The organism is Pseudomonas sp. HS6-2 (assembly GCF_049325675.2).
GTDB classification, from domain to species: domain Bacteria; phylum Pseudomonadota; class Gammaproteobacteria; order Pseudomonadales; family Pseudomonadaceae; genus Aquipseudomonas; species Aquipseudomonas putida_N.
In genome coordinates this window covers 1,013,248-1,031,663 of sequence record NZ_CM143906.1, presented here as the reverse complement: position 1 = coordinate 1,031,663, position 18,416 = coordinate 1,013,248, and the positions used below count along the sequence as shown (strand labels likewise).

At 62.7% G+C, this 18,416-nt stretch carries 21 protein-coding genes; 1 reads left to right on the top strand and 20 read right to left on the bottom strand.

Going from position 1 to position 18,416, the window contains the following annotated elements; genetic code table 11:
• Positions 1-147: 147 nt before the first annotated feature.
• The 19 genes from der to trmJ all read right to left on the bottom strand — a co-directional run bounded on the left by der (position 148) and on the right by trmJ (position 16,737).
• A complete protein-coding gene (gene der, locus ACOKS3_RS04750) occupies positions 148-1,611 on the bottom strand; it encodes a ribosome biogenesis GTPase Der (protein WP_103445617.1) in 1,464 nt (487 codons plus the stop codon).
• Between the two features lie 117 nt (positions 1,612-1,728).
• Positions 1,729-2,871, bottom strand: a complete 1,143-nt coding sequence (gene bamB, locus ACOKS3_RS04745) for an outer membrane protein assembly factor BamB (RefSeq protein ID WP_103445618.1) — start codon at positions 2,869-2,871, stop codon at positions 1,729-1,731.
• Positions 2,872-3,510, bottom strand: a complete 639-nt coding sequence (locus tag ACOKS3_RS04740) for a tetratricopeptide repeat protein (protein ID WP_085673696.1) — start codon at positions 3,508-3,510, stop codon at positions 2,872-2,874.
• A 39-nt stretch (positions 3,511-3,549) separates the two neighbouring features.
• The gene (hisS, locus tag ACOKS3_RS04735) at positions 3,550-4,839 is read right to left on the bottom strand and encodes a histidine--tRNA ligase (protein WP_422763354.1); all 1,290 of its coding nucleotides are present in this window, start codon (positions 4,837-4,839) and stop codon (positions 3,550-3,552) included.
• A gap of 24 nt (positions 4,840-4,863) precedes the next feature.
• Positions 4,864-5,973 (bottom strand): flavodoxin-dependent (E)-4-hydroxy-3-methylbut-2-enyl-diphosphate synthase, encoded by a 1,110-nt coding sequence (ispG, locus tag ACOKS3_RS04730; protein ID WP_027920273.1) that lies wholly within the window; start codon positions 5,971-5,973, stop codon positions 4,864-4,866.
• 3 nt (positions 5,974-5,976) lie between these two features.
• A complete protein-coding gene (locus ACOKS3_RS04725; protein ID WP_422763353.1) occupies positions 5,977-6,993 on the bottom strand; it encodes a RodZ domain-containing protein in 1,017 nt (338 codons plus the stop codon).
• On the bottom strand, positions 6,990-7,751 hold the full coding sequence (gene pilW, locus ACOKS3_RS04720; protein WP_103445620.1) for a type IV pilus biogenesis/stability protein PilW: 762 nt from the start codon (positions 7,749-7,751) through the stop codon (positions 6,990-6,992). Before pilW ends, ACOKS3_RS04725 begins: the two co-directional genes overlap by 4 nt.
• Positions 7,752-7,764: 13 nt before the next feature.
• Positions 7,765-8,910 carry a dual-specificity RNA methyltransferase RlmN gene (rlmN, locus tag ACOKS3_RS04715; RefSeq protein WP_054887568.1) on the bottom strand — a complete coding sequence of 382 codons (1,146 nt, stop codon included), beginning with the start codon at positions 8,908-8,910 and terminating at the stop codon, positions 7,765-7,767.
• 28 nt (positions 8,911-8,938) lie between these two features.
• Entirely contained in the window at positions 8,939-9,364 is a 426-nt protein-coding gene (gene ndk / locus ACOKS3_RS04710) for a nucleoside-diphosphate kinase (RefSeq protein ID WP_011532343.1), read from the bottom strand.
• A gap of 90 nt (positions 9,365-9,454) precedes the next feature.
• On the bottom strand, positions 9,455-9,655 hold the full coding sequence (iscX, locus tag ACOKS3_RS04705) for a Fe-S cluster assembly protein IscX (RefSeq protein WP_027920277.1): 201 nt from the start codon (positions 9,653-9,655) through the stop codon (positions 9,455-9,457).
• Positions 9,656-9,665: 10 nt separating this feature from the next.
• Positions 9,666-10,007, bottom strand: a complete 342-nt coding sequence (gene fdx, locus ACOKS3_RS04700) for an ISC system 2Fe-2S type ferredoxin (RefSeq protein ID WP_103445621.1) — start codon at positions 10,005-10,007, stop codon at positions 9,666-9,668.
• A gap of 3 nt (positions 10,008-10,010) precedes the next feature.
• On the bottom strand, positions 10,011-11,873 hold the full coding sequence (gene hscA, locus ACOKS3_RS04695; protein WP_103445622.1) for a Fe-S protein assembly chaperone HscA: 1,863 nt from the start codon (positions 11,871-11,873) through the stop codon (positions 10,011-10,013).
• Positions 11,874-11,915: 42 nt separating this feature from the next.
• Complete coding sequence (gene hscB / locus ACOKS3_RS04690) at positions 11,916-12,437, bottom strand: co-chaperone HscB (RefSeq protein ID WP_422763352.1); 522 nt, start codon at positions 12,435-12,437, stop codon at positions 11,916-11,918.
• An 8-nt stretch (positions 12,438-12,445) separates the two neighbouring features.
• On the bottom strand, positions 12,446-12,769 hold the full coding sequence (gene iscA / locus ACOKS3_RS04685) for an iron-sulfur cluster assembly protein IscA (protein ID WP_023630636.1): 324 nt from the start codon (positions 12,767-12,769) through the stop codon (positions 12,446-12,448).
• 35 nt (positions 12,770-12,804) lie between these two features.
• Entirely contained in the window at positions 12,805-13,191 is a 387-nt protein-coding gene (iscU, locus tag ACOKS3_RS04680) for a Fe-S cluster assembly scaffold IscU (RefSeq protein WP_007929523.1), read from the bottom strand.
• A 46-nt stretch (positions 13,192-13,237) separates the two neighbouring features.
• Entirely contained in the window at positions 13,238-14,452 is a 1,215-nt protein-coding gene (locus tag ACOKS3_RS04675) for an IscS subfamily cysteine desulfurase (RefSeq protein WP_103445623.1), read from the bottom strand.
• Positions 14,453-14,503: 51 nt separating this feature from the next.
• Positions 14,504-14,995 carry a Fe-S cluster assembly transcriptional regulator IscR gene (gene iscR, locus ACOKS3_RS04670; RefSeq protein ID WP_008092572.1) on the bottom strand — a complete coding sequence of 164 codons (492 nt, stop codon included), beginning with the start codon at positions 14,993-14,995 and terminating at the stop codon, positions 14,504-14,506.
• A 179-nt stretch (positions 14,996-15,174) separates the two neighbouring features.
• Positions 15,175-15,963 carry a serine O-acetyltransferase gene (gene cysE / locus ACOKS3_RS04665; protein ID WP_103445624.1) on the bottom strand — a complete coding sequence of 263 codons (789 nt, stop codon included), beginning with the start codon at positions 15,961-15,963 and terminating at the stop codon, positions 15,175-15,177.
• A gap of 3 nt (positions 15,964-15,966) precedes the next feature.
• Positions 15,967-16,737, bottom strand: coding sequence for a tRNA (cytosine(32)/uridine(32)-2'-O)-methyltransferase TrmJ (trmJ, locus tag ACOKS3_RS04660; RefSeq protein ID WP_103446229.1), 771 nt, complete (start codon positions 16,735-16,737; stop codon positions 15,967-15,969).
• A 151-nt stretch (positions 16,738-16,888) separates the two neighbouring features.
• Here trmJ and suhB point away from each other — a divergent pair, with 151 nt between their 5' ends.
• Positions 16,889-17,707 (top strand): type III secretion system regulator SuhB, encoded by an 819-nt coding sequence (gene suhB / locus ACOKS3_RS04655; protein ID WP_103445625.1) that lies wholly within the window; start codon positions 16,889-16,891, stop codon positions 17,705-17,707.
• A gap of 57 nt (positions 17,708-17,764) precedes the next feature.
• On the opposite strand, the gene ACOKS3_RS04650 is transcribed toward suhB, so the two are convergent.
• The gene (locus tag ACOKS3_RS04650) at positions 17,765-18,307 is read right to left on the bottom strand and encodes a glycine zipper 2TM domain-containing protein (protein WP_103445626.1); all 543 of its coding nucleotides are present in this window, start codon (positions 18,305-18,307) and stop codon (positions 17,765-17,767) included.
• Between the last annotated feature and the right edge of the window lie 109 nt (positions 18,308-18,416).

Here is an 18,416-nt window from a genome sequence, read left to right as displayed (position 1 = left end):
AGCCCTCTTTCCTGGGGTGTATCCGGCACGGGGTGGAGTCCGAGCATAGCGGATCGAGCGGTCAGGAAAAAGGTTGAAACAATAGGGGGATTGCTTTGGATCAAAGGGCTTCTTCGCGGGCAAGCCCGCGAAGAAGCAGACGCGGAATCAGCGCTTGTCGCGGCGCTTCTTCTCGGCCTTCTTGTGGTGCGACATCAGGCGGCGCTTCTTGTTGACCTGGCGATCGGTGAGGGTGTTCTTCTTGCCCTCGTACGGGTTCTCACCGCCCTTGTACTCGATACGGATCGGCGTACCGACCAGCTTCAGCACGCGGCGGTAGGTGTTTTCCAGGTAACGCGAGTAGGACTTCGGAATCTTCTCGGTCTGGTTGCCGTGAATCACGATCAGCGGCGGGTTGGCACCACCCAGGTGGGCATAGCGCAGCTTGATGCGGCGACCGTTGACCAGCGGCGGCTGGTGCTCGCTCACGGCATCTTCGAGGATCTGCGTCAGGCGGCTGGTCGGCCAGCGGGTGACCGCCGACTTGAACGCAGCCTGTACCGACTTGTACAGGTGGCCAACGCCAGTGCCGTGCAGGGCAGAGATGAAGTGGATGTCGGCGAAGTCGACGAAGAACAGCCGGCGCTCCAGCTCGGTCTTCACGTAGTCGCGCTCGCCCGACTCCATGCCATCCCACTTGTTCAGGGCGATGACGATGGCGCGGCCGGCTTCCAGGGCGAAGCCCAGCAGGTTGAGGTCATGGTCGACCACACCTTCGCGGGCATCCATGACGAAGATCACCACGTTGGCGTCCTTGATCGCCTGCAGCGTCTTCACCACCGAGAACTTTTCGACTTCCTCGTGGATCTTACCGCGCTTGCGCACGCCGGCGGTGTCGATGAAGGTGTACTTCTCGCCATCACGCTCGAACGGGATGTAGATACTGTCGCGGGTGGTGCCCGGCTGGTCGTATACCACCACACGCTCTTCGCCGAGCATGCGGTTTACCAGGGTCGACTTGCCCACGTTCGGGCGGCCGATGATGGCGATCTTGATGCCATCTTTCTCGCTCGGGCCGGGGATGCGAACCGCTTCCTCGCCTTCGGCGACTTCTTGGTCCAGAGCTTCTTCCTCGGCGTCACGAGGAATATGGCCGAGTACGCTTTCCATCAGCGCGTTGATGCCACGGCCTTGGGAACCGGCCACCGGAATGGCGTTGCCCATGCCCAGCGGCGAGAACTCGGCGCGGGCGACGTCGGCGTCGATGTTGTCGATCTTGTTGGCCACCAGGATGGCCGACTTGTTGCGCTTGCGCAGGTGCTCGGCAATCATCTGGTCTGCGGCGGTCATACCGGCGCGGGCGTCGACCAGGAACAGTACGTAGTCGGCTTCTTCGATGGCCATGAGCGACTGCTCGGCCATCTTCTCGTCCATGCCCACTTCGTCACCGGTGATACCGCCGGTGTCGATGAGGATGAAGGAACGACCCTGCCAGGTGGCATCACCGTATTGACGGTCACGGGTCAGGCCCGACAAGTCACCGACGATGGCATCGCGGGTCTTGGTCAGGCGGTTGAACATGGTGGATTTGCCGACGTTCGGGCGGCCCACCAGGGCGATTACGGGAACCATGCGGCTCTCCACTCTTGAATTCTTGAAAATGCAAAGGCCGCTGCAAGGCAGCGGCCGGAGTTCGGGCGGCGTGTCCTACGCCGCGGCCTGAAGCCCGCCAAGGCTTCAAGCATAGCTTCAGCGGATGGTCAGTGCCTCGAGCTTGCCGCTGTTGCCGAAGACGTAGATGGTGTCGCCGACCACAAGTGGGCGGGCGCGCAGGCCATCGCTGTCGATACGCTCACGGCCGACGAAGCGGCCATCGACCTGGCTCAGCAGGTGCAGGTAACCCTCAAAGTCCCCCACAGCCACGTAGCTGGAGAACACTTCAGGCGCGGTCAGCTGACGGCGGGCCATCGAATCGTTGGTCCACAGCGCGCTGGAAGAGCGCTCGTCGACACTTTCAACGGTACCGGTAGCTTCGCTGACATAGACGTTGCCGTAGCCCTGGGCGACGCCCACGTAGCTGGAGGCATCGCGCTGCCACAGCACGCGGCCGCTTTCCAGGTCCAGGCCCGCTACGCGGCCCTGGTAGGTGCTGACGTACAGGGTACCACCAGACAGCAGCAGGCCGCCGTCGATGTCGACCACGCGGTCCAGCTCGGAACGGCCCTGCGGGATGGCCACGCGGCTCTCCCACACCGGCACGCCGTTGTTGATATCCACCGCCACCACCTTGCCGGTGGACAGGCCGGCGACGGCCAGGCGGTTGGTGGCAATTGGCGCGCCGGTGCCACGCAGGGTCAGCACGGCCGGGGTGTTTTCGTAGATCCAGCGGCGGTTGCCGGTACTGGCGTCGAGGCCGATCAGGCGGTCGTCCTGGGTCTGCACCACCACCACGTCACCGTTGTTGGCAGGCGGCGCCAGCACTTCACTGGTCACGCGCGAGCGCCAACGCTCTTCACCGGTGCTGGAGTCCAGGGCGACCACTTCACCCTTGAGGGTGCCGAGCATCACCAGGCCGTAGCCCACGCCGACAGCGCCGGACACCGGCAGCTCGAGGTCTTTCTTCCACACCACGTCACCGGTGATGCGGTCGAGGGCGAAGACTTCGCCGTTGACGTCGGAGGCGTAGATACGGTCGTTCTCGATCGCCGGAACCAGGGTGTTGTAGGTTTCACCCTGGCCGTCACCGATCGAACGGCTCCACTGCTTCTTCAGCACCACTTCTTCGGTGAACTTGGTCAGCTCGGCCGGTGGCAGTTCCTTCTTGCTGTTGCTGCTGCAACCTGCGGCCAGCACGGCCAGGGTCAGCACTGCTGCTTGTTTCCAACCGATCACTTACGCGTCCCCTTTGGCCAGGTCATCCAGCTTCAGTTGCAGGCCACCGACCGCTGCTTCATCAGATAGCGCGGCCTTGGCTTTTTCGTAGGCACTGTGGGCATCGTCGCCGCGACCCAGCTGCACCAGCAGGTCACCCTTCAGTTCTTCGCGGCTGGCCAGGAAAGCCTTGTCAGCATCGCCGTCGAGCAGTTTGAGGGCCTCTTCGGCCTTGTTCTGAGCGGCGAGCACGCGCGCCAGGCGCTGGCGCGAGATTTCGCCCAGGGTGACGTCGGCCGGCTTGTCCAGCACGCTCTTCAGCTCGGCAGCGGCGTCGTCGAGCTTGCCGCTCTCGACCGCGACCTTGGCCACGAACAGGCTGCCGTACTGGGCGTACGCCGTACCGCCGAACTCGCTCTTGAGCTTGCCGGCCAACTCCGCGACCTTGGTCGCGTCTGGCTGGCCATTCGGCGTCAGGCTGGTCTCAAGCAGGGCCTGATACAGCTGCGAGGCACCTTGCGACTGGTTGTTCTGGTACTTGTGCCAGGTATTCCAGCCCAACACCACCACGCCAGCCAGCAGGGCACCGGTCAGCAGCGGCTTGCCGTTGCGGTTCCACCAGTCCTTGACCCCTGCCAGTTCATCATCGGTACTCGACACCCCAATACTCCTTTTCGCCTATTCGCTTGTTGAACCGCGTTACGCCTGAGCGATCGCGGTTTCCAGGTGCTCAGCCAGAGCATCCCAGGCAATGTTCTGTTGTTCGCCCTGACCACGCAGGGGCTTCAAGCCGATTTCTTGCTTGGCCAGTTCGTCGTCGCCGAGGATCAGGGCGAACAGTGCGCCGCTCTTGTCGGCTTTCTTGAACTGACTCTTGAAGCTGCCACCACCGGCGTTGACCGCCAGGCGCAGGCCCGGCAGGCGATCGCGCAAGCCTTCGGACAGGCGCAGGCCGGCCAGTTCCGCCTGCTCGCCGAAGGCGCACAGGTAGACGTCGATGGTGCGGTTGATCGACTCGGGGACCTTGCCGAGGGTTTCCAGCAGCAGGATCAGGCGCTCGATGCCCATGGCGAAACCAACGCCAGTGGTCGGCTTGCCGCCCATCTGCTCGACCAGGCCGTCGTAACGGCCACCGGCGCAGACGGTGCCCTGGGCGCCGAGCTTGTCGGTGACCCACTCGAACACGGTCTTGCTGTAGTAGTCCAGACCGCGAACCAGCTTGGTGTTGATCACGAACGGGATGCCAGCGGCGTCGAGGCGTGCCTTAAGGCCCCCGAAGTGCACGCGGGAATCTTCGTCCAGGTAGTCTTCCAGCTTCGGCGCGCCGACCAGCACCGCCTGGGTGCCCTGGTCCTTGCTGTCGAGGATGCGCAGCGGGTTGCTCTTGAGGCGCCGCTGGCTGTCTTCGTCGAGCTGCTCCAGGCGCGCCGAGAGGAACTCGACCAGCGCATCACGGTAGCGGGCACGGGCTTCACTGGTGCCCAGGCTGTTGAGTTCGAGCTTGACTGCGTCCTGGATGCCCAGCAGGCCCCACAGGCGCCAGGTCAGCATGATCAGCTCGGCGTCGATGTCCGGACCGTCCAGGTTGAACACTTCCACGCCGATCTGGTGGAACTGGCGATAGCGGCCCTTCTGTGGGCGCTCGTGGCGGAACATCTGGCCGATGTACCAGAGTTTCTGCACCTGGCCGTTGCCGGTGATGCCATGCTCCAGCACGGCGCGCACGCAGGCGGCAGTGCCTTCAGGGCGCAGGGTGAGCGAATCGCCGTTGCGGTCCTCGAAGGTGTACATCTCTTTTTCGACGATGTCGGTCACTTCACCGATGGAGCGCTTGAACAGCTCGGTGAACTCGACGATCGGCGTGCGGATCTGGCTGTACCCGTAGGTGTCCAGCAGGCCGGCGACGGTGCCTTCGAAGTAGCGCCAGAGTGGTGACTGCTCTGGCAGGATGTCGTTCATGCCACGGATGGCTTGCAGCGATTTGCTCACGAAAAGTCCTTACGAATCTATGTGTCAGCTGCGGGCGATCAGCGCCGCGTCAGCTTCGACCTTTTCGGCCGCTTTCTGGCGGATGAGCTTCTCCAGCTCATCGACCAGGTTGTCATTGGTCAGCTTCTGCGCCGGCTTGCCGTCGATGTAGACCAGGTTCGGCGTACCACCGGTCAGCCCCACATGGGACTCCTTGGCTTCGCCAGGCCCGTTGACCACACAACCGATCACCGCCACGTCCAGCGGCACCAGCAGGTCTTCCAGGCGGCCTTCCAGCTCGTTCATGGTCTTGACCACATCGAAGTTCTGCCGCGAGCAGCTCGGGCAGGCGATGAAGTTGATGCCACGCGAACGCAGGTGCAGCGATTTGAGGATGTCGTAGCCGACCTTCACTTCCTCGACCGGGTCGGCCGCCAGCGAGATACGGATGGTATCGCCGATGCCTTCGGCCAGCAGCATACCGAGGCCGACGGCGGATTTCACCGTCCCCGAGCGCAGGCCACCAGCTTCGGTGATCCCTAAGTGCAGCGGCTGGATGATCTGCTTGGCCAACAGGCGGTAGGCTTCGACGGCCATGAACACGTCGGAGGCCTTGACGCTGACCTTGAAGTCCTGGAAGTCCAAGCGGTCGAGGTGCTCGACGTGACGCAGGGCCGATTCGACCAGCGCGGCCGGGGTCGGCTCGCCGTACTTCTTCTGCAGGTCCTTTTCCAGGGAACCGGCGTTGACGCCGATGCGGATCGGGATACCACGGTCGCGGGCTGCATCGACCACCGCGCGCACACGGTCTTCACGGCCGATGTTGCCCGGGTTGATGCGCAGGCAATCGACGCCAAGCTCGGCCACGCGCAGGGCGATCTTGTAGTCGAAATGGATATCGGCAACCAGCGGCACGCTGACCAGCTGCTTGATCTTGCCGAACGCCTCGGCGGCGTCCATGTCCGGCACCGAGACGCGGACGATGTCGACACCGGCATCAACCAGGCGCTGGATCTGCGCCACGGTGGCCATGACATCGTTGGTATCGGTGTTGGTCATGCTCTGCACCGCGATGGGGGCATCACCACCCACCGGCACATTGCCGACCCAGATTTTGCGGGATTCGCGACGTTTGATCGGAGATTCGCCGTGCATGACTTACTGTCCCAACTTCAGGCGAGCGGTCTCGCCACTGGTGAACGGGGCAACATCGACGGCCTGGCCGTTGTAGCTGACCTGGGCGCCACGGGCAAAGCCCAGGCGAACCGCGAACGGGGGCTTGCCGGTCAGCTCGAGGTTGTCCCCCTTGCGCTTGATGGCGCTGAACAGCACCTTGCCGTTGCCATCGGACACTTGGGTCCAGCAATCGGCGGTGAACTGGATTGCAACCTTGGCGCTACCAGCCGGCACGGCCGCAGGGGCGGCAGGCTCGGCGGCGGCGACGGCCGGCACGCTGGCAACTGGCGCGGCCGGCGCTACCGGAGCCGGGGCTGGTGCGACAGCATGGGCCGGTGCCTGCTGAACCGGCGCAGTAGCAGGCGCTGGAGCCGGTGCAGGCGCAGACGGTGCGGCTTCGCTGGTGGTTTCGGCTGCGGCTTCGACCGAGGCTGGTTCCAGTGGCAGCGGTGCGCTCTCAGGCTGCTGTCCCGCCGACACGGCCTGGTCTTCAGGCTCGTCCAGCGGGTGAATCTGGGTGGTGCCGTCGGCACTTTCGACTTCCACGTGCTCCAGCGCCATCTTGGCCAGGTCCTTGCCTTTCAGGCTGCCCTGGTCCTGCCACCAGATGAAGCTGCCGCCGACCACCGCGACCAGCAGCAACAGGGTGACACCGCGCATGATGTTGTGCGACAGGCGCACCGGCTCTTCGATACGACCCAGGGAATGCACTTCACTGCCCTTGGCGTGGGTGCCGGTGTACCGGTCGAAAGCCTCGACCAGTGGTGCCTGGTCCATGTCCATCAATTTGGCATAGGCGCGGATGTAACCACGGGCGAAGGTATGCCCAGGCAGCTTGTCGAAGGCGCCGGTTTCCACGTGGTTCAGCGAACTTACGGTGAGATTGAGCTTGCGAGCCACCTCGGCTTGCGACCACTCCCGTTTCTCGCGGGCCTGGCGCAACAGGTCACCGGGGTTCTGGCCAGTCGCTGCTGCTACTTCGGGATGCGCGGCTTTCATCGTTGCTCCGACAGGTATTGCTGATATTCCGGCGTACCGGGATAAAGTCGTTGTAATTGCTGGCCCACATCGGCCAGGGTGCCCTGCTCGTCGAATACCCGGGCAAGGCGGCTGCCCAGCAGAAGGCTACGGGCGCTGTGATCGCTCAACTGGCTGAAACGATCGTAGTAATCCCGGGCCGGCACATAATGCCTGTTTTCGTAGGACAACTCAGCCATTTCCAGCAACGCTCTGGGCTGGCGTCGGTTGAGTTGCAGGGCCTTGGTCAGATACGCGTGTGCCTGGTCGCGATCATCGAGCTCCAGGGCCGTCAGGCCAAGGTTCTCGTACACCCGCGAGCGTTCAGGATACAGGGTATCGGCACTGGCCAGGCGAAACATCTGCTCGGCTTCGGCAAAACGTTGCTGAGCATATAGGAAACTGCCGTAGTTGTTGCGAATTCGCGTGTCACCCGGGCGGGCTGCAAGCGCTTTTTCGAAGTGCGCCTGGGCAAGGGCTGGCTCGTCTTCGGCCTGGAACACCAGGGCCAGGGCCGCGTGAGCATCGGCATCCCCGGCATCCAGCGCGAGCGCCTTGCCCAAGGGGGCCTTGGCCTGCTGGGTCAAACCTTGTTGCAAATAACCCAGGCCAAGCTGCGAATAGGCTCGCCCTGCCTCCGTCCGCCCCTGGCGGCTGGCCAGGGGATCGCTCGCGCCGCCCGACACGCAGCCGGCCAGCAGCGAAAGCGCAAGGATCGACAGCGCGGCGCGCAGGCTCATGGCAAGGCCGGACTCAGTGACGCACGGCGCTGTCTTGCAGCTCGGCGTCAGCGGAGAGCTGGCGTACCGCGATGTAGCGCTCGCTGCGGCGGGTACGGTCGTTGACCTGGCCGACCAGCTGACCACAGGCGGCGTCGATGTCGTCGCCACGGGTGGTGCGGGTGGTGACGTTGAAACCACCGTGGTGCAGCAGGTCCTGGAAGCGGCGGATCGCGTTGTTGCTCGGCCGCTCGTAGCCCGAATGCGGGAACGGGTTGAACGGGATCAGGTTGATCTTGCACGGTACGTCGCGCAGCAGCTCGATCATCTGTGCCGCATGCTCAGGCTGGTCGTTGACGTCCTTGAGCAGGGTGTACTCGATGGTCAGCACGCGCTTGCCGCCCAGGGTCGACATGTAGCCCATGCACGATTCCAGCAGCATCTTCAGAGGGTACTTCTTGTTGATCGGTACCAGCTGGTTGCGCAGTTCATCGTTCGGCGCATGCAGCGACAGCGCCAGGGACACGTCGATGTGCTTGGCCAGTTCGTCGATCATCGGCACCACGCCCGAGGTGGACAGGGTGACGCGGCGCTTGGAAATGCCATAGCCCAGGTCATCCATCATGATGTGCATGGCGGCAATGACGTTGTCGAAGTTCAGCAGGGGCTCGCCCATGCCCATCATGACCACGTTGGTAATCGCGCGGTCGATCTTGGCCGGGACGGTCCCGAAGGATTTGTTCGCAAGCCACACCTGGCCGATTACTTCGGCGGCAGTGAGGTTGCTGTTGAAGCCTTGCTTGCCGGTGGAGCAGAAACTACAGTCCAGGGCGCAGCCGGCTTGCGACGAAACGCAGAGGGTACCGCGGTCGTCGGTGGGGATATAGACGGTCTCGACGCAGCTGCCGGAGGCAACGCGGATCACCCACTTGCGGGTGCCGTCGGCGGAAATGTCTTCACTGACCACTTCCGGGGGGCGAATCTCGGCAACGGCCTCGAGCTTTTCGCGCAAGACCTTGCCAACGTTGGTCATGGCCGCAAAGTCGGACACGCCAAAATGGTGAATCCATTTCATCACCTGACCGGCACGGAAGCGCTTCTCCCCTATCGAGTCGAAGAACTTTTCCATTTCCGGCTGGGTCAGCCCCAACAGGTTGATTTTGCCAGTAGATGTCGTCATGGATTCACCCTCACCCGTAAGCTTTCGCTTAGCGAGTGGTTACCTCGGTAGCAGCGAAGAAGTAAGCGATTTCGCGAGCAGCGGCAGCTTCGGAGTCCGAACCGTGAACGGCGTTGGCGTCGATCGACTCGGCGAAGTCAGCACGGATGGTACCTGGAGCAGCTTCTTTAGGGTTGGTAGCGCCCATCAGCTCACGGTTCAGAGCGATGGCGTTTTCGCCTTCCAGAACCTGAACAACGACTGGGCCGGAAGTCATGAAGGCAACCAGGTCACCGAAGAAGCCACGAGCGCTGTGCTCGGCGTAGAAGCCTTCGGCTTCGGCTTTGGACAGTTGCTTGATTTTCGAGGCAACGATTTTCAGGCCGGCTTCTTCGAAGCGGGTGGTGATCTTGCCGATTACGTTCTTGGCAACGGCGTCAGGCTTGATGATCGAGAAAGTACGTTGAACAGCCATGGAAAACTCCAGAATATTGAGTGTTACGAAAAATTAAACCCGCGAATTATACGCGGGTTCCAGGGGATTGCCTAACCTGCAGCGTCACGCTTAGTCGGCTTCTTCAATCCAGGCCGCCTGGATGGCCTCGAGCACTTTCTCACCGCCACGTGACGGATCGTCGCTGAACTCTGGCAAGGCCAGCACCCAACGGTGCAGATCGACGAAATTCACATATTTAGGATCGACGTCCGGCTTGCTTTCCGCAAGCTGGATGGCGATCTCAAGTACATCAATCCATTTCAAGCTCATGGGGCAAACCTCAGTGCGGCGCTTCGGCAGCGTGGTTGAGCGTATATTTGGGCAGCTCGATGGTGAGGTCATCCTCACCAACGGTCACCTGGCAGGCCAGGCGCGATTGCGCCTCCAGGCCCCAGGCCTTGTCCAGCATATCCTCTTCCAGCTCGTCGGCTTCCTCGAGCGAATCGAAGCCTTCGCGCACGATGCAGTGGCAGGTGGTGCAGGCGCACACGCCGCCGCACGCGCTTTCCATCTCGATGTGGTGCTCGTGGGCCAGCTCCAGGATGTTGGTACCTGGCTCCACCTCAACCACCAGCCCGTCCGGGCAGAACTTCTCGTGCGGCAGGAAAATCACCTGGGGCATCGGTTACTCCTCGATCTCATTCAGGTTGCGCCCGGCCAGTGCGGCTTTGACCGTCGAATCAAGGCGACGGGCGGCAAATGCATCGGTCACCTGCGACAGACGCTTGGTCTGCTGCTCGATGGCCGCGCCATCGGTGCCGCTGAGCAAATCACGCAATTCTTGCATCTGGTACTCGATGGCGACCCGCTCGTCTTCGCTGAGCAGGCGGTCACCGTCGGCATCCAGGGCGCCCTGCACCGCTTCGAGCAGGCGTTCGCCGTCGACCTGGTGCTCGCGCAGCTGGCGCGCCTGCTTGTCGGAGCCTGCGTGCTCGAAGGAATCCTTGAGCATGCGGGCGATCTCGCCGTCGGTCAGGCCGTAGGACGGCTTGACCTGGATGCTGGCTTCCACGCCCGAGCCCAGTTCACGGGCTGCAACGCTGAGCAGGCCGTCGGCGTCGACCTGGAAGGTCACGCGAATCTTCGCAGCGCCGGCAACCATGGCCGGAATGCCGCGCAGCTCGAAGCGCGCCAGGGAGCGGCAGTCGCTGATCAGCTCGCGCTCACCCTGCAGGACATGGATCATCATGGCCGACTGGCCATCTTTGTAGGTGGTGAATTCCTGGGCGCGGGCCACCGGAATGGTGGTGTTGCGCGGGATCACCTTCTCCATCAGCCCGCCCATGGTCTCAAGACCCAGGGAAAGCGGGATGACATCGAGCAGCAGCAGTTCACCACCTTCGCGACGATTACCGGCCAAGGTGTCGGCCTGGATGGCGGCACCGATGGCCACCACCTGATCAGGGTCGATCGACGTCAGCGGGGTGCGACCAAACAGCGCGCCCACGGCTTCGCGCACGCGCGGCACGCGGGTCGAACCACCGACCATCACCACTGCGCCCACTTCTTCCAGCTCGACGCCGCTGTCGCGCACGGCGCGGCGGCAGGCTTTCAGGCTGCGGGCAACCAAGGGCTCGATCATCGCTTCGAAGGCGGTACGGCTCAGCTCGCCCGTCCAGGCGCCATGGCTGACACTGACAGTATCAGCGTCGGTCAGGGCTTCCTTGGCGGCGCAGGCAGCCTGCAGCAGCTGGCGCTGGGTGGCCGGGTCGAGATCAGCGGAGAGGCCGGCCTGCTCGATGATCCAGCCAGCAATGGCGTGGTCGAAATCGTCGCCGCCCAGTGCGGTATCGCCACCGGTAGCCAGCACTTCGAACACACCAGCAGTCAGACGCAGTATGGAAATATCGAAGGTACCGCCACCCAGGTCATAGATGGCCACCAGGCCTTCGGCATTCTGGTCCAGGCCATAGGCCACGGCAGCGGCGGTCGGTTCGTTGAGCAGGCGCAGCACGTTCAGGCCGGCCAGGCGCGCAGCATCCTTGGTAGCCTGACGTTGGGCATCGTCGAAATAGGCCGGCACGGTAATTACCGCACCCACCAGCTCGCCACCCAGGGTGGCTTCGGCACGCTCGCGCAGCACCTTGAGGATGTCTGCGGACACTTCCACCGGGCTTTTCGGCCCCTGGACGGTGTCGATGAACGGCATGTGCGACTCGCCGCCGATGAAGCGGTACGGCAGCTGCTCGCCGAGCTGCTTGACGTCTGCCAAGCCACGGCCCATCAGGCGCTTTACCGACAGCACGGTATTCAGCGGGTCGCTGGATGCCGCTTCGCGCGCGGCCAGGCCGACTTCGTTGTGGCCAGCCAGGTAACGCACCGCCGACGGCAGAATGACGTTGCCCTGCGCATCGGGCAGGGGCTCGCTGCGACCGCTGCGCACGGCAGCGACCAGAGAATTGGTGGTACCCAGGTCGATCCCCACCGCCAGGCGACGCTGGTGCGGCTGAGGGCTTTGACCGGGTTCGGCGATCTGCAGTAGGGCCATGCTTATCTGAATACCTTAGGCGTCATCACGGGCGACACCGGGTTAATCGTCGAGGCGCTCTTCCAGTTGGCGCACTTCTTGAGCGAGCTTGTCGAGGAACTGCATGCGGCGCATCAGGCGCTCGGCCTTGTCGCGCTCGGCAGGCACATCCCAGCAGGCGGCGAAATCCTCGTTGAGGGTGTCCTGGGCAGCCTTGAGGCGCTTCTTGAACACGGCCACGCCATCGAGGTCGGCTTCATCCTGCAGCTCTTCGAGCTCTTCGCGCCACTGCATCTGCTGCAACAGGAAAGCAGGGTCATGGACCGTGACTTCCTGGGGCACTTCGTGGCCACCGATAGCCAGCAAGTAGCGGGCACGGCGCGGCGCACTGCGCAGGGTCTGATAGGCGTCGTTGAGAGCCGCGGACTTTTCCAGCGCTACCCGCTGCTCGCGTTCGGAGGCGTCGGCGAAGCGGTCCGGATGGACCTCGCGGGCCAGCTCGCGATAGCGAGTGGCCAGTTTGTCGAGGTCCAGGCGGAAGCAGGGCTGGAGGTCAAACAGAGCGAAATGACAAGGAGTACCCACGGCCAGCCTCAGACGTTGAAGCTTTCGCCGCAGCCACACTCACCGCGCACGTTGGGGTTGTTGAACTTGAAGCCTTCGTTCAACCCTTCCTTGACGAAGTCCAGCTCGGTGCCATCGAGGTACACCAGGCTCTTGGGATCGATGATCACCTTGACGCCATGGTTCTCGAACACCTGGTCCTCTGCGGCCAGCTCGTCGACGAACTCCAGCACGTAGGCCAGGCCCGAGCAGCCGGTGGTGCGCACGCCCAGGCGAATGCCCTCACCCTTGCCGCGCCCGTCGAGGGAGCGGCGAATGTGGTTGGCGGCGGCTTCTGTCATGCTGATAGCCATCGGAACTCCTTGAGTCTTACCTTGCAACGGGCGGCTTAGATCAAGCCTTTCTTCTGCTTGTAGTCGCGAACGGCTGCCTTGATGGCATCTTCGGCGAGTACCGAGCAGTGGATCTTCACTGGCGGCAACGCCAGTTCTTCCGCCAGCTGGGTGTTCTTGATGGTTTCGGCTTCGTCCAGGGTCTTGCCCTTCATCCACTCGGTGGCGAGGGAGCTGGAAGCGATGGCCGAACCGCAGCCGTAAGTCTTGAACTTGGCGTCTTCGATGATGCCTTGCTCGTTGACCTTGATCTGCAGACGCATCACGTCACCGCACGCTGGAGCGCCGACCATGCCGGTACCGACATCCGGGTCCTCGGCGTTCATCTTGCCGACGTTGCGTGGGTTTTCGTAGTGGTCGATGACCTTTTCACTGTATGCCATGGTGCAATTCCTTCCTCATCAGGGAGCCGCTCTTGCCGGCGACTGCTTAGTGGGCGGCCCACTCGATCTTGGAGATGTCAACGCCGTCTTTGTACATGTCCCACAGCGGCGACAGCTCACGCAGTTTGTTGACAGCCATGCAGACTTGCTGCGCGGCGTAGTCGACTTCTTCTTCGGTGGTGAAGCGGCCGAAGGAGAAGCGGATCGAGCTGTGCGCCAGCTCGTCGTTGCGGCCCAGAGCGCGCAGTACATACGACGGCTCGAGCGAAGCGGAGGTACAGGCCGAACCGGACGATACGGCGATGTCCTTCAGAGACATCAGCAGCGACTCGCCTTCGACGTAGTTGAAGCTCAGGTTCAGGTTGTGCGGTACGCGGGCAGTCTTGCTGCCGTTGACGTACAGCTCTTCGAGGTCCGAGACCTGCTTGAAGAAGCGGTCGCTCAGGGCCTTGATGCGCACGTTCTCGGCGGCCATTTCCTGCTTGGCGATGGCGAAGGCTTCGCCCATGCCGACGATCTGGTGGGTCGGCAGCGTGCCCGAACGCATGCCGCGCTCATGGCCACCGCCGTGAATGATGGCTTCCAGACGCACACGCGGCTTGCGGCTGACGTACAGCGCGCCGATACCTTTAGGGCCGTAGACCTTGTGCGCCGAGAACGACATCAGGTCGACCTTCAGCTTCTGAACGTCGATTTCGACCTTGCCGGCCGACTGCGCAGCATCGACATGGAACAGCACGCCACGCGAACGGGTCAGCTCACCGATGGCGGCGATGTCGTTGATCGAACCGACTTCGTTGTTCACGTGCATCAGCGAGACCAGGATAGTGTCGTCGCGCAGGGCGGCTTCGACCATGGCCGGGGTGACGATGCCGTCTTCGCCCGGTTCCAGGTAGGTGACTTCGAAACCTTCACGCTCGAGCTGGCGAGCGGTATCCAGGACCGCCTTGTGCTCGATCTTGGAGGTGATGATGTGCTTGCCCTTGGTCTGATAGAAGTGCGCCACGCCTTTCAGGGCGAGGTTGTCGGACTCGGTGGCACCGCTGGTCCAGACGATTTCGCGCGGGTCGGCGTTGATCAGGTCGGCAACCTGGCGGCGACCGTTCTCGACCGCTTCTTCGGCCTTCCAGCCGAACACGTGGGAACGCGAGGCCGGGTTACCGAAGTTGCCGTCGACCAGCAGGCAGTCGGCCATCTTCTGGGCGACGCGAGGGTCGACCGGCGTGGTAGCGGAGTAATCGAGGTAGATCGGCAACTTCATGGGTATCTCCTATCAGGCGGTGGCGTCGCTCGTCACTGTTAAAATAAAAGGTCAGTCGACGGCGGACGTCTCAATCTTGTCCAGCTGGGCAGTACGGCCTGCGACACGCCGCAGGTCCTGGCGCTGGGCGACTTCCTGCACCTCACGGCGCATGACGAGGTCGGCCAGGCTGATGCCGCTGAGGAATTCATGGATCTGCTGGCTGAGGTCGCACCACAGGTGGTGGGTCAGGCAGGTGTCACCGGCATGGCAATCCCCGAGGCCCTGGCAACGGGTGGCATCTACCGACTCGTTGACCGCGTCGATGACCTGGGCCACCTGGATGGTTTCCATGCCGCGCGACAACTGGTAGCCACCGCCCGGACCGCGCACGCTGGAGACCAGGCTGCTGCGGCGCAGCTTGGCGAACAGCTGTTCCAGATAAGAGAGGGAAATGCCCTGGCGCTCGGAAATGTCGGCCAAAGACACCGGCCCATGCTGCGCGTGCAGTGCCAGGTCGAGCATGGCAGTCACGGCGTATCGGCCTTTGGTAGTCAGTCGCATGGCTATTGGGTACCACGGGAGTTACGGGATGTGTGCGAGTATGCGATTCCCGAGCATTTAAGTCAACTATTAGACCTACTGCTTTAGTCGGGTTTGCATCTGGGAGGCGGGCGCGATTGTAGCAGTAATGGGGCGTGAGCACACGCCCCATATGTCAGGGTGACGTCACTGCGGCGTAATCAATGCGACTGAGTGTCGCGCTGGGCAGCCTGGGTTTCGACCGCGAAGTCATCTTCCGGCAGCTTCGGCAGTTCCTTGGCACAGTAGTCACTGCCCATCTTGGTCAGCGCGCCACACATGCCCTCCAGGCGCTCGTCGACGGCCTGCAGGTGGTCGAGCATCTGGCCGATGGCCCGGGCTACCGGGTCCGGCATGTCGCCGCTGACACCATAGGCATCGAAACCGATCTTCTCGGCCATCGCCTTGCGCTTGGCCTCGAGCTCGGTGTCTTCACTGTTCTTGACAATGATCCGCCCCGGGATGCCGACGGCAGTGGCGCCGGCCGGCACCGCCTTGGTCACCACCGCATTGGAGCCGATCTTGGCCCCGGCACCGACGGTGAACGGGCCAAGCACCTTGGCACCCGCCCCTACCACCACACCGTTTTCCAGGGTCGGGTGGCGCTTGCCCTTGTTCCAGCTGGTGCCGCCCAGGGTCACACCCTGATAAAGGGTGACATCGTCACCAATCTCGGCGGTTTCGCCGATGACGATGCCCATGCCGTGATCGATGAAGAAGCGTCGACCGATGGTCGCGCCGGGATGGATCTCGATACCGGTCAGCCAGCGACCGAAGTTCGACACCAGGCGGGCCAGCCACTTGAAATCGCGCTTCCACAGGGCGTTGCCCAGGCGATGCAGCCAGATGGCGTGCATGCCGGGGTAGCAGGTCAACACCTCGAAGGCATTGCGCGCCGCCGGGTCTCGATGAAATACGCTCTGGATATCTTCACGCAGACGCTCGAACATCTGTCAGTCCTTCCGTTTATGCGGCTCGCCCCGTGCGACCTTCTGGGTCTCGGTGAGGATGCCGCGCAAAATGCTCATTTCCGAACGATTGACCGAGCTGCGCCCATATAGCCGGCGCAGGCGCGCCATCAGGTGCTTGGGCTTCTCAGGGTCGAGGAAGCCGATGTCCACCAGGGTGTTCTCCAGGTGTTCATAGAACAGCTCCATTTCGTCCATGGTCGCCAGCTCGTTGCTGCGCAGCGAGTTGGCATCGAACTTCTCGACTTTCGAGGGCGCGCCTTCGGCTGCCAGCCAGGCCATGCGTACCTCATAGGAGAGCACCTGGACCGCGGCGGCAAGGTTCAGCGAACTGAAGTCGGGGTTCGAGGGAATGTGCACGTGGAAGTGACATCGCTGCAGTTCTTCGTTGGTCAGGCCAGCGTGTTCACGCCCGAACACCAAGGCGATCTCTTCGCCGCCGGTGGCGTGCTCCACGGCCTTGGCCCCGCATTCGCGCGGGTCGATCAAAGGCCAGGGGATGCTGCGCTCACGGGCACTGGTGCCCATGACCAGGCTGCAGCCGACCAGCGCGTCTTCAAGGCTGTCGACCACTTGGGCATTGGCCAGGATGTCGTCGGCGCCCGAGGCACGCGCAGTGGCGTCGCCGGACGGGAACTCTTTTGGCTGCACCAGCACCAGACGCGACAAGCCCATGTTTTTCATGGCACGCGCAGCGCCGCCGATGTTGCCGGGGTGGCTGGTATTGACCAGAACAACACGAATATTTTGCAGCAAGGTGTTGTGCTCACAGATGCAGGAATCAGGGCCTTCGATCTTACAGAACCGACAGGCGTAACGCCACGAAAGCAAATGTGGCACTTCTGCCTTCAAAAATTTCTGCTAGAATGGCCGGCTTTCCTCTTTAACATCTCCAGGTGACCCGCCCATGCAGCCTATGCTGAATATCGCCCTGCGCGCCGCTCGCAGCGCCAGTGAATTGATCTTCCGCTCCATCGAACGCCTGGATACCATCAAGGTCGACGAGAAAGAGGCTAAGGACTACGTTTCCGAAGTTGATCGCGCCGCCGAACAGAAAATCGTCGACGCACTGCGCAAGGCCTACCCGAACCACTCGATCCAGGGTGAAGAGACGGGCATGCACGCGGGCACCGGCGAAGAAGGCAAGGACTACCTGTGGATCATCGATCCGCTGGATGGCACCACCAACTTCCTGCGCGGCATCCCGCACTTCGCCGTCAGCATCGCCTGCAAGTACCGCGGTCGCCTCGAGCACGCGGTCGTCCTCGACCCGGTTCGCCAGGAAGAATTCACCGCCAGCCGTGGCCGTGGCGCCCAGCTCAATGGCCGTCGCCTGCGCGTCAGCTCGCGCACCAGCCTGGAAGGCGCACTGCTGGGCACCGGCTTCCCGTTCCGTGACAACCAGATGGCTGACCTGGACAACTACCTGGGCATGTTCCGCGCCCTGACTGGCCAGACCGCCGGCATCCGCCGCGCAGGCTCCGCCAGCCTGGACCTGGCCTACGTGGCTGCCGGCCGTTTCGATGCCTTCTGGGAGTCGGGCCTGTCCGAATGGGACATGGCTGCAGGCGTGCTGCTGATCCAGGAAGCCGGTGGCCTGGTGAGCGACTTCAACGGTGGCCACGATTTCCTCGACAAGGGCCACATCGTTGCAGGCAACATCAAGTGCTTCAAGGCCGTACTGACCGCTATCCAGCCACACCTGCCAGAGCACATGAAGCGCTAAGCGCGGATTGCAGCCATAAAAAAGCACCCCTGGGGGTGCTTTTTTTATGCCTGCCGTTTACTGCCCAGCTTCGCTGAGGATCAGCTTGCCATTCTTGTCCAGCGGAATGGTCGAACCCGGCTCGCGGTCCATCTTCACCTTGCCCACCTGATCACCAATGGAATAGGTCACGTTGTAACCCACTACCTTCTCGCTGATGTCGTTGACCGTGTTGCAGCGGGTTTGTGTGGTGGTGTAGGTATCACGCTGCTGCATGCCTTCCTGCACCTTGTTGCCGGCATAACCACCACCGACCGCACCGGCCACGGTGGCGATCTTCTTGCCGGTGCCGCCGCCGATCTGGTTACCCAGCAGGCCGCCAGCAAGGGCACCGACCACGGTACCGGCGATCTGGTGCTGGTCCTTGACCGGCGCCTGACGCGTAACGGCGACGTCCTTGCAGACCTCGCGCGGAGTTTTGACCTGTTGCTTGATCGGTTGCACGTCGGTGACCTGGGCGTACTCAGGCCCCTTGTTCACCAAGCTGTAGGTGGCAACAGCACCTCCGGCAGTAACACCGACAGCACCCAGCACAGCGCCTACGAGCATTGATTTGTTCACATGAACCTCCTGTTGTACCTGCAGGGGCTAACCTGCTTTCTCCCAGCCTTGGAGCAAAAAAAAAGGCGTGAGTTCAACACTCACGCCTTTTTCATCGCCGAACGGCGTA